The 11,475-nt window shown below is 60.9% G+C and carries 9 protein-coding genes and 1 pseudogene; 5 read left to right on the top strand and 5 right to left on the bottom strand.

Features of this window, described 5'->3' with window-relative positions:
- Positions 1-104: 104 nt before the first annotated feature.
- Both HRU82_15320 and HRU82_15315 read left to right on the top strand, forming a co-directional pair.
- Complete coding sequence (locus HRU82_15320) at positions 105-653, top strand: LemA family protein (protein QOJ36222.1); 549 nt, start codon at positions 105-107, stop codon at positions 651-653.
- Positions 654-672: 19 nt separating this feature from the next.
- Complete coding sequence (locus tag HRU82_15315; GenBank protein ID QOJ36221.1) at positions 673-2,424, top strand: DUF2207 domain-containing protein; 1,752 nt, start codon at positions 673-675, stop codon at positions 2,422-2,424.
- A gap of 55 nt (positions 2,425-2,479) precedes the next feature.
- Here the strand turns inward: HRU82_15315 and HRU82_15310 are convergent, their stop codons facing one another.
- On the bottom strand, positions 2,480-2,659 hold the full coding sequence (locus tag HRU82_15310) for a DUF1328 domain-containing protein (protein ID QOJ36220.1): 180 nt from the start codon (positions 2,657-2,659) through the stop codon (positions 2,480-2,482).
- Positions 2,660-2,742: 83 nt separating this feature from the next.
- Positions 2,743-3,768, bottom strand: coding sequence for a methyltransferase domain-containing protein (locus HRU82_15305; protein QOJ36219.1), 1,026 nt, complete (start codon positions 3,766-3,768; stop codon positions 2,743-2,745).
- A gap of 199 nt (positions 3,769-3,967) precedes the next feature.
- Between HRU82_15305 and HRU82_15300 the strand changes: the two genes are divergently transcribed.
- From HRU82_15300 to HRU82_15290, 3 genes and pseudogenes are all read left to right on the top strand, one after another.
- On the top strand, positions 3,968-5,677 hold the full coding sequence (locus HRU82_15300; GenBank protein ID QOJ36218.1) for an Eco57I restriction-modification methylase domain-containing protein: 1,710 nt from the start codon (positions 3,968-3,970) through the stop codon (positions 5,675-5,677).
- Positions 5,667-6,429, top strand: a pseudogene (locus HRU82_15295) (restriction endonuclease). Before HRU82_15300 ends, HRU82_15295 begins: the two are co-directional and overlap by 11 nt.
- Before the next feature lie 101 nt (positions 6,430-6,530).
- Positions 6,531-7,295 (top strand): DUF4124 domain-containing protein, encoded by a 765-nt coding sequence (locus HRU82_15290; GenBank protein QOJ36217.1) that lies wholly within the window; start codon positions 6,531-6,533, stop codon positions 7,293-7,295.
- A 6-nt stretch (positions 7,296-7,301) separates the two neighbouring features.
- Here HRU82_15290 and HRU82_15285 read toward each other — a convergent pair whose 3' ends face one another.
- Genes HRU82_15285 through HRU82_15275 form a run of 3 tightly spaced genes read right to left on the bottom strand, consistent with a single transcriptional unit; the run spans position 7,302 to position 11,447 of the window.
- A complete protein-coding gene (locus HRU82_15285; GenBank protein QOJ36216.1) occupies positions 7,302-8,345 on the bottom strand; it encodes an aldo/keto reductase in 1,044 nt (347 codons plus the stop codon).
- Between the two features lie 9 nt (positions 8,346-8,354).
- Positions 8,355-9,050: an HAD family hydrolase gene (locus HRU82_15280; GenBank protein QOJ37236.1), complete on the bottom strand. Its 696-nt coding sequence runs from the start codon at positions 9,048-9,050 to the stop codon at positions 8,355-8,357.
- Positions 9,051-9,068: 18 nt separating this feature from the next.
- The gene (locus HRU82_15275; protein ID QOJ36215.1) at positions 9,069-11,447 is read right to left on the bottom strand and encodes a phosphoketolase family protein; all 2,379 of its coding nucleotides are present in this window, start codon (positions 11,445-11,447) and stop codon (positions 9,069-9,071) included.
- Positions 11,448-11,475: the final 28 nt, after the last annotated feature.

Raw genomic sequence — 11,475 nt, 5'->3', positions numbered from 1 at the left:
CCTGGCACGGCAAGACAAACCGGCTCCGGCTTTACAGAACCGGACGACCGGGCTATCATCCCTGAGGTCCTACGTACCTTCACCCAAACCGCAAGGAGACTGCGATGGGTTGGATCGTCCTCGTGACCCTAATCGTGCTCGTGATGATCGTCATCGGGCTGTACAACGGCCTGGTGCGACTGCGCGCCGCGACCGAAAGCGCCTGGGCCGACATCGACGTGCAACTCAAGCGGCGCTACGACCTGATCCCCAATCTGGTCGAGACCGTCAAGGGTTATGCGGCCCATGAGAAGGGCGCGCTGGAGGCGGTGATCAACGCGCGGGCCAAGGCCATGGCCGCGCAAGGCCCGGAAGCCAAGGCGGTCGCCGAAAACCAACTGACCCAGTCGCTGAAATCGCTCTTCGCGCTGGCCGAAGCCTACCCGCAGCTACGGGCCGTCGAATCCTTTACCCAGCTGCAGGGCAGCCTGAATCACATCGAAGACGCCGTGCAGAACGCCCGCCGCTATTACAATGCGGTGGTGCGCGACTACAATGCCAAGCGACTGGAGATCCCGACCAACTTCATCGCGCAATGGTTCGGCTTCACGGGCCGGCAGTTCTTTGAGCTGACCGATACCCTGCAGCGCGAACCGCCGAAGGTCCAGTTTTAACTTCCGGGACCGCCGATTCATGGTGGCCGCACGACACCTGTCCACACCCCTCCGTTCGTGGCTCCTCCTGGCCACGCTGACTGTGCTGCTGCTCAGCCACGCCTTGCCCGCCGATGCCCGCTCGTTCGTGCTCAGCCGGTTCGACGTTGACCTGCACGTGCTCCCGAGCGGCGAGCTGCACGTCACCGAAACGGTCAGCCCCCGGTTCGAAGGCTCCTGGAACGGCATCGAGCGACTCATTCCGGTCGAGTACCGGACCCCGCAGGGCTTCAACTATACATTGCTGCTCGACGAGGTAACCGTCACCGACGACCAGGGCATCCCGCTCCAGTTTGAGAGCAGCCGGGAGCGGCACTACCGGAACTTCCGTATCTGGATTCCCGGCGCGCAGGATGCCACGCGCACCTTTGTGCTGAAATATCGAGTCCGCAACGGGCTGAAATTTTTCGAGGCCCACGACGAACTCTACTGGAACGTGACCGGCGACGAATGGGACGTACCCATCGAGCAGGCCTCCGCTCGGATCACTCTCCCGGCGAACGCGACGGGCTTGCGCGCCCAGGCCTTTACGGGAGCCTACGGAGCGCGGGAAACGGCAGCCACAGTCTCGACGGTCGGCAGCCAGGTTAAGATCACCATGACGCGACCGCTCGGCTTTCGCGAGGGCCTCACCGCGGTGGTTGGATGGGACAAGGGCACCGTGGCAGCGCCGACGGCGCTGGATCAGACCAAACTTTTTCTCCGAGCCAACTGGCCATTGGGCCTCCCGGTGCTGGTCTTCGGAGTGATGTATCGCCTCTGGTGGACGAGGGGCCGCGACCCGCAGCTACGGGCAATCACCGTCGTCTACGAACCACCGGACCGGCTCACGCCGGCCGAAGTCGGCACCCTCACCGACGACTCACCCGACATCCGCGATATCACTGCGACGCTCGTCGACTTGGCGGTGAAAGGTCATTTGCAGATCAGGGAACAGCAAACCGAACAACTGTTCGGCCTCTGGTCCAACACCGACTACGTCTTCCGCCGCAGCACACCGCCGGAGAGTTGGAACGCACTCGCCAAACACGAGCGGCTCCTGCTGGAGGCCCTCTTCAGCCACGGCGCAGGCGATGAAGTCGCGCTAAGTTCGTTGGAGAATAAGTTCTACCGCGCTCTCCCCGGCATTCAGGATGCGATTTTCGACGCGCTGCAGGCCAGGAAGTACTACCACCAACGGCCGGATCGCGTGAAAGGAGGCTATATGATCGGCGGCATCGTGTTGGGGATGGTGTTGACGTTTGCGCTCGCTGCGGTAGCGGACCGGTACGGCATGGCGCCGCTGTCCTTCTTCGGAGCCGGGATCCTGTCCGGACTCATCGTCGTGGGGTTCGGGCGCCTCATGCCCGCGCGGACGTTGCAAGGCACCAGGACATTGGAAGGCGTTTTAGGATTTGAAGAATTTCTCACCCGCGTGGAAGCGGACCGCTTCGAGCGGGTGGTGAAAAGCCCGGAGCTGTTCGAGAAATTTTTGCCCTACGCGATGGCGCTCGGCGTGGAGAAGACCTGGGCCCGCGCCTTCGAATCGATCGTTACCACGGCCCCAGCTTGGTACCACAGCAGCGACTTGGCGCAGTTCCGCGCCGGCCGCTTCACCAGCCGGATGGGCGACATGGCCTCCCGCGCAGGCTCGACGATGACCTCCGCACCCCGCAGCTCCGGCGGCTCAGGGTTCGGCCGCGGCGGCTCGTCCGGCGGAGGGTTCGGCGGTGGCGGCGGCCGTGGCTTTTGAACAGCGTTCTGCCCCAGCCGCTGCGACTGCGCCCTGCCCCCCCGTCGTCCGTTGCTCACGAGGTCAGCTTCTCCGCGATGAGGATGCCCGCCACCAAAAACGCTCCGCAGATCGCCAAGAAGATGTAGAACAGGATCTGCGCAATCTCCGCGGCGCCTTGCGCGACGCCGCCGAATCCCATCGCCCCGGCAGCCATGGCGATGACGAAGAAAATGGCAGCCCACTTCAGAAACATGACGGCCTCCTTTCCGAATGGTTCCGTTGCCTGTGGGCTTGATTAGACAACGAAACGCCAAGGCAGGAGACCTGCGGAAACCCCTAGTTCCGGTACGAGACCAGCACCTGTTCAATGGACCCGGCGACGGGATGCCGTTCGGTGCGCGCGAATCCGGCCTCGGCGAACATCCGCTCATATTCTCGAAAGGTGTAGGCATCACCCTCGGGGGTGGTGGCCAGCATGATGAGGCTGAACTCGGCCACCGGCGGCGGGGTGACCCGATCTTCGTTGGGCACGAACTCCAACGTCATGACCCGGCCGCCCGGCGCGAGTGCGCCGTGAATCTTCTTGAGCAGCGTGCCGCAGGCCGCGGGTGAAAAGTGGTGCAAGAAATTCGTGAGCAGCACGAGATCGTATCCGGTGCCGAACTCCACCTGAAACGCGTCCCCCGGCAGGAGTCGGTAGCGGGACTGAAGACCGGTCTTGTCCGCCAGCTCCTGGGCCACGGTCAGCACGTTCGGCCAATCCAGCGCGACGATCTCCGCCTCGGGACAACGCGCGCCGATCTCCACGCCGAACAGGCCGTGCCCCGCCGCGATGTCCAGCACCTTCTTCACGCCGGGCTGCGTCTGCCGAACGAAGATGCCGATCTCTTCCGCCGGTTTGGCCATCATCGGCATCATGCTGCGCGCGAAATCCACCCACAGCGGATGTTCGGGACTGACCGTCCCCGCCTCCCCCGCCACCGTGCCGCCCTTGCGCACGGCCCCCGTCAGATTCTCAAAGGCTTGGGTGAATTTCGGCGCATGCAGAAAGCCCAGCACTGTTCCCATATAGGCGGGTGACCGCCGATCCAGGAAGACCGCCGAATCGGGCGTCAGCTTGTAGCGCGTGCCTTCCTTGGTGAGGAAACCCTGGATAGTCAGGTAGTCCGCGAGAATCCGCATCCCGCGCGGCGCCGCCTTGCAGCGTTCAGCCAACGCGTCCGGATCGTCATGGCCGAGCCCGACTGCGGTGAAGAGGTCTAGCTCAACGGCTGCTTTCAGCGCCTGGGACCGTTGATAGGCATTGGCGGTTTGGAAGAACAGTTCTGGGGTCGGCCCTCCGGCCGGTTCCGGCTTCGACATCGGCAACGCTCCTCGGTTCGATGGTGACGGCCATGCGACAGATCGGCATGGGACGGATTGTAGTCCATCGAGCCCATTGATGCGAGGGAAAGGGATTCGAGAAGGGCGCCTAAAACCAGCCAGTATTGATCGATCAATGCAGACAAGCTAATATCGCTGGCTTCCTTCCCCAAGACCTCAAAAAAACCACGAGGCCCAAGTGGCACATAACCAACTCAGGCCAGCAGCCACAACGCAGGGCATTCAACTCCAGCTCATTGCGCCTCTCCACCAGCCTGCTTCTGCTGCCGTCATCGGGTCCAAAGGCGTGGTCTATACGAAACGTTGGGTCGTCGAACTACTCCTCAATTTGAGCGGCTATTGCTCGGATCAGAACCTGGTAGATACGCTGGCAATCGAACCGGCTTGCGGTGATGGGGCATTTCTCGGCCCCATGGTCGAACGCTTGCTACAGTCCTGCCGGAATCTTGGGCGGCCGCTGTCGGAATGTCGGACATCGTTGGCCGCTTACGAGCTGAATGAGACAAGCGCGGCTCGCTCTCGCGCCCTGATCCGCAATATTCTCGTGCGCCATGGGGCCCAACTGTCATTGGCCAGCTACCTAGCCGATACATGGGTCTTCACTCGTGATTACCTTCTGGAAACCTCGCACCAACAGGCTGATTTCATTATTGGGAACCCTCCATACGTACGCCTCGAAGACATTCCTGAAGAAATAGCCTCCGTTTACCGCAATGCCTATCCGACGATGCGCGGGCGTGCCGATCTCTATGTCGCATTTTTCGAAGCGGCTCTTCGACAATTGAAGCCGAATGGCACATGCGCATTTATCTGCGCCGATCGATGGATGCGCAACCAATATGGTGCTGAACTGAGGAAACTGATCAGCTCGGCATACAGCATCGACCTGCTTGTGAGCATGCACAATGCCAACGCCTTTGATGACGAGGTGGATGCCTATCCTGCCATTACGGTGATTCGGCGCACGACTCAACGCTCGACCATTGTTGCCAGCGCTGGGCAGGAGGCTGAAACCATACAGCCCTGTCAGTTGGCGACCGCACTGCAGGGAGAAGGTAGCTTCCCGCTCCCCAGTAGCATTCACAGAGCCGTGGTACACACATGGTTCAAGGGCTCGGTCCCTTGGCCCTGCCATTCCCCAGAGCAATTGGCACTGTTACGACAAATGGAAGAGCGATTTCCTGCTCTCGAAATGAGTACCAAAGTTGGGATCGGGGTTGCCACCGGAAACGACCATGTCTACATTACGACCAATGATTCGCTTGTAGAGTCCTCCCGGTTGCTGAAACTCGCAGTTGCGAAAGATTTGGCCGGAGGCCGTCTACGCTGGTCTGGACACTATCTCGTGAACCCTTGGGGCGAGAATGGCCTTGTCGATCTGATCGACTATCCCAAGCTTCGCGCCTACTACGAGCGACACGCGACAGAGTTGAAACGCCGTCACACGGCGGAGAAGAATCCCACCGGCTGGTATAAGACGATCGACCGTGTCCATCCCTCTCTGACTCAAAAGCACAAACTCTTTATTCCGGATATCAAGAACCGGCTAGAACCTGTCTTGGATCAAGGGGAAACATACCCTCACCACAATTTGTACTTCATCGAGTCGGAGGAGTGGGACTTGGAGGTCCTTGGAGGCCTACTGTTATCAAAGGTCGTCCAGTTTTTTGTCGAATCATACGGAGTCCGCATGCGAGGCGGCTACTTGCGCTTCCAGGCGCAGTATCTGCGCCGAATTCGAGTCCCTGATCCAAAGACCTTGTCAAAGGCCCAGGTCGATGAATTAAGAGAGGCCTTTTGTCATCGAGATAGAGAGCGAGCGACCCTGATGGCTTGCGAGATCTATGGGATCAGCCCGCTCAAGATGGAGGCCGCGCTTGGACATTGATAAGAAATTACAAGCCGCTGTCCAAAGCTACTGGGATGCTCGGAGGCACAATAAAGAAAAACAGGTTAAATCGGGAAAAATCGACGCCGGTACACGGGGGGAAGTCACAGGTGGTACCCAGATGGGTGCCTTGGAGGTTTTAGTTTCAGACATCTTATGCGATGCCGGGCTGAAAAAAGTCGATGTCCGCACAAGAACTGCGCTCGAGCTGCCGGGGTATTTCAGAGCCACAAAGAAATGGGATCTCATTGTCGTTTCAAACGGCGCATTAGTTTTGGCCATGGAGTTCAAATCCCAAGCCGGGAAATCGATCGGCAACAATGTAAACAATCGGGCAGAGGAAGCCGTTGGCAGCGCAAAAGACATCTGGACGGCATTCCGAGAAGGTCGCTTTGGGCAAGCCCCTCCTCCTTTCTAGGTTATCTATTTTTGTTGGAAGATCGCGACAATGTGAAAACACCCGTCGTCAACAAGGAACCGTACTTTCAGGTGGATCCTGAATTCCGAGGCGAGACGTATACCAAGGTACCAACGGCAATTCGCCGGTATCGAGGAGTGTCATATAGCAAACGTTACGAACTGCTCTGCCGCCGCTTAATATTAGAGCGGCTCTATTCTGCCTCCTGCTTTTGATGGCGACCAACTCAAGAAAAACCAAACTCACACAGCCAGCCGAAGACCTAACCTTTCACCGCTTCGCAGCAGCCTTACGAGGTCATGTCGTCACGTTCCTGGGAAGTCGTAGCAAGTGACACGAGCGAGAGAAAAAGGGGCCAACTTATCCAGCTCCCACCTTGCAGAATCCCCATCCCTCCCTGTGTTATCCTGAAATCATTACAAGCCGGGGGTTCCCATGCTGCTCTCCCGCAGGTCCGTCACACCGGCAGCACTCCTCTTCTGGCTCTCCGCCGCCCCCCTCACGCCGCCCTCCGCCTCCGCGACCATTTACACCTACATCGACGAATCCGGTGTCCAAGTCTTCACGAACCAACTGCATTCGATTCCCGCGCGTTATCGGAACCAGCTCACCATGCATGAGTTCGATGAACCGCTCGAGGCCACCCAAGAGCCCGTTCACCCAGCAAACATCGTCGCCCCGACTGCCGACGGCAAGGACCACAGGGGCGATCCCGACAAGCGTGCCGCTGCCGCGCGGCCGACACCTGAAGACGAAATGGAACCAGCCCGCGAACAGGCCATGTCCGGGGATCAGCAAGCTGCCGCGCTCGGGTCACAGGCCTGGACGAGTTGGACCTATCCCACCCTGGGCTTCTACTCCTATCCGTGGTTCGGCGTTCCGGGGATCAACGGCCTGCTGCTCCAGCCGCAACGCCTTTCTCCGCACCGCCACCTCCCGCCCGCTCGACAGACCATCCCAGGGCCGACCAGTCCCCCGCCGCTGCTCAACACCCAAGGCCAACCGGCGAAAGTCGGTGACGTGGTCGTGATGCCGAAGCTGCCGCAACCCCAACTGCACCCCAACCACTTCTGGCGTCCCAGCCCACCGAACATTCAAAGCGCGCCGTCGATCCCGTCCCCGAACCACTCCGTGAGCCCGCAACGATACGGCGACCAACGATCGCTTGGCGGAGGAAACCGCGCCGCGAAGGGTCGATAACCAAAATTAGGAGATGCCGTGCTGGGCGCGGCCAATGCCGCCGTCGTAGCGGTTGGTGGATTTGAAGAGCTCGTACCGGCCGTCGTGCGCGTACCGCGCGACCTTCTGACGCAACCCCTCCATCTCCGCCACCGTCATCGGTGTAAAGCGGCGGGCGATGTCGAGGTTTTGCTTGAGGACATCCGGGGAATCGATGCCGCTCACGAGGGAGGCGATCGGGAGACTCAACACGTAGCGGATGGCTTCCTGCGGGGTGACGATGCCTTGTTTGATGGGCTCCGCGTTGCCGGTCAGGCTCTTCATGCCGAGTGCGGCGATGCCGCGCTGGTTCAGCAAGGGTAGCACCTCGTGTTCGAAACTGCGATAGGTGCCGTCGAACACGTTCAGCGGCATCTGGCAGGTGTCGAACGGGAAATCATGCGCCAACATCTTCAAATGGATCTGCGGATGTTTGTGGCCGGTGAACCCGATGAACCGCACCTTGCCCTGCTGCTTGGCTTCGAGCAGGGCTTCAGTCGCCCCGTTCGGCGCGAAGTGCCGGTCCGGATCGTCTTCGTAGACGACTTCGTGAATCTGCCAGAGGTCCAGGTAGTCGGTCTTCAGGCGACGGAGCGAGTCCTCCAACTGCTGCATGGCCACGTGCTTGTCGCGGCCGTGCGAGCAGACCTTGGTCATCAGTACCACCTGATGACGCCGCCCCTGCAAGGCCTTACCCATGAGTTCTTCGGAACGGCCGCCATGGTACTCCCAGGCGTTGTCCATGAAGTTTACGCCCGCGTCGATGGCCTCGTGGATGAGGCGGAAGGCCTCGGATTCGTCCTTGAGCCGCCCCCAATGGGCGCCGCCGAAACAGAGCGCCGACACCTGGACCCCTGTCTTGCCGAGCGGTCGCTTCGGAATGTCGCCTGAGGCGGGACTCGACGCGAACGCCTCCCCGGCCAGGGATTCCGCCCAACGCCCCACGCCGCCCAAAGCCAACAGCGAACCCGCCACTCCGAGGGTCTTCAGGAGTTGGCGGCGCCCGAGGGTATGGGATCGGTCATCCGACATGGCGTTAGGCTACGACTCTGCCCTGAGGTTGTCAATCGGCGAGCTTGCGGCGAACCCCAGCACCTGCTCGCGATTGTAGTTCAGCAGGTCCCTCACGTGATCGACCGTGAGGTCGGCGGCGGGAAATTCGTGCAGCGCCTCCGCCTCCGTCGCATAGTGGCCTTGCCGCGGGAAGATGGTCGTGACCCGCCCTTGCCAATACCTCTTCACCGCTGTGAGGATCCGCAGCTTGTCGTCGATCAACACGTAGTGGTGGGCCGGATAACGCCGCTCCACATCGTCGAGTTCCCGCTCCTTATGGATGTAGACCAGCACGTCGTCCTGAACGGCGTCCGCCAGGCCCGACTGGTCGATCTTGCGCGGCTGAAACACGGCGTCGCCGTCGGAAAGGATTACCGGACGCCCCCACCCCTTGGCATGCCGCACCACGTCGAGGGCCCTCGGAAAAAGCCGGTCGGCAAAGGGATAGTTCACGAGGAACCGCGAGACGGCCAACAGATGCGGATCGCGCGGATACTCCACCCGGTAATGTTGCAGCGCGCCGAGATAATCGGCATAGCCCAGCTCCCCGCGTAATCGTTCGAAGATCCGCCAGTATTGCTCTCCTCGCGCAGGACCGACTTCCTGGTCGAGATGGGCTTTCAAGTCGGCGGTGACACGGTCGTTGTCGACGAGGGTGTTGTCCACGTCGAAGAGCACCACCATCGCATGCGCAGCCACGGCCTACCGCCTCCCGCTCCACTTCCAGTTCTTGATCTCCGGCATGTCCGTGCCGTGCTCCGCGATGTATTGCTTGTGCTGCGTCCGCTTGTCACGCATGTCCTGCTTGACGTAGGCAGCGCGCGCGCCGAGCTGCGGCACCCGATCCACGACATCGGCCACGAGGTGGAACCGGTCCAAATCGTTCAACACCACCATGTCGAACGGCGTCGTGGTCGTCCCCTCTTCCTTGTAGCCCCGCACATGCAGGTTATGGTGGTTGGTGCGCCGATAGGTCAGGCGATGGATCAGCCAGGGATAGCCGTGGAAGGCGAAAATGATGGGTTTGTCCGTCGTGAACAGCGCGTCGAAATCCTTGTCGGAGAGGCCGTGCGGATGTTCGCTGGTCGGCTGGAGCTTCATCAGGTCGACGATGTTCACGACGCGCACCTTGAGATTCGGCAAGGCGTCGCGCAGAATCTCCACCGCCGCCAGGGTCTCCATGGTCGGCACGTCGCCGCAACAGGCCATCACCACGTCTGGATCGCTGCCACGGTCGTTGCTGGCCCATTCCCAGATGCCGATGCCGGCCGTGCAATGTGTGATCGCCGCCTCCATGTTGAGCCATTGGGGCGCAGGCTGTTTCCCCGCCACCACCACATTCACGCAATGTCGGCTGCGCAGGCAATGGTCCGTCACATAGAGCAACGTGTTCGCATCGGGCGGCAGATAGACGCGGATCACCTCGGCCTTCTTGTTCACCACATGGTCGATGAAGCCGGGATCTTGATGGCTGAAGCCGTTATGGTCCTGCCGCCACACGTGGGAGGTCAGCAGATAGTTCAGCGACGCGATCGGCCGCCGCCAGGGGATGGCCCTCGTCGTCTTGAGCCATTTCGCATGTTGGTTGAACATGGAGTCGATGATGTGGATGAAGGCTTCGTAACAATTGAAGAAGCCATGGCGCCCCGTCAGGAGATACCCCTCCAGCCAGCCCTGGCACAAATGTTCGCTCAAGACCTCCATGACGCGTCCGTCCGGCGCCACATGTTCGTCGCTGGGCAACACCTGCTCGGTGGAACAACGGTCGGTCACCTCGAAGGCCGCCGTCCAGCGGTTGGAGGAGGTTTCGTCCGGCCCGAACAGACGGAAGTTCGTGGCATTCAACTTCAACACATCGCGGAGAAAGAGCCCCTGCACCCTCGTTGCTTCGGCTTCGTCTGCGCCCGGCTTCAAGACCGGCACGGCATACTGGCGAAAGTCCGGCAGGTGCAGGTCGCGCAAGACGCTGCCCCCGTTCGAGCAGGCGATGGCCCCCATTCGCCGCTCTCCGGTCGGAGCCAACTGCGCCAACTCCGGCATCAGCCTCCCCATGTCGTCGAACAGTTCTTCCGGCCTGTAACTCTTGAGCCAGTCTTCCAGCAATTGCACATGCTGCGGCTGATCCATGTCGCCCATCGGGACCTGATGGGAACGGAAGCTGCCTTCCACCTGCTTGCCGTCCACCTCCTTGGGCCCGGTCCAGCCCTTCGGCGTCCGCAACACGATCATGGGCCAGCATGGGCGGCGGGAGAAACCCTTCGTCCTCGCGTCCTGCTGAATGGCCTTGATGGAGGCCACGACCTCGTCGAACGTGGAGGCCATGAGCTGGTGCATCACCTCGGGCTTGGCGCCTTCGACGAAGTAGGGCTTATAGCCGTACCCGATCAGGAGCGATTCGAGTTCATCCGGCGGCATTCGCGCCAACACGGTGGGGCCGGCGATCTTGTAGCCGTTGAGGTGCAGGATCGGGAGCACCGCGCCGTCCCTCGCCGGATTCAAGAACTTGTTCCCATGCCAACTCGCCGCGAGCGGACCGGTCTCCGCCTCTCCGTCGCCGATCACGCAGGCCACCAGCAACTCAGGACGGTCGAATGCCGCCCCATAGGCGTGGGCCAGGGCATACCCCAACTCACCGCCTTCGTGGATGGAGCCCGGCGTCTCCGGCGCTACATGGCTGGGAATGCCGCCGGGAAAGGAAAATTGTTTGAACAGGCGTTGCATGCCCGCTGCATCCTGTCCGATGTTCGGATAGACCTCGCTGTAAGTGCCTTCCAAATACACGTTGGCCACCAGTCCAGGCCCGCCGTGGCCGGGCCCCGTGATGTAGAGCACCGAGAGATCGCGCTCCTTGATGATGCGGTTCAGGTGTACGTAGATGAAATTCAAGCCCGGCGTCGTGCCCCAATGGCCGAGCAGGCGCGGCTTGATATGTTCCCGTTTCAGCGGCTGCTTCAGGAGGGGATTGTCGAAGAGATAAATCTGTCCGACCGACAGATAATTCGTGGCGCGCCAATAGGCGTCGATGCGGTGAAGCAGCTCAGGACTCAAGGGATTGGTCGTCGTTGTCTTCGTCTGTGTCATGCCGTCCCTCTTCGTGGTTCACATGGTT

This window comes from Nitrospira sp., assembly GCA_015709715.1.
Taxonomy (GTDB): domain Bacteria; phylum Nitrospirota; class Nitrospiria; order Nitrospirales; family Nitrospiraceae; genus Nitrospira_A.
This window is presented reverse-complemented; position numbering and strand designations above follow the sequence as displayed.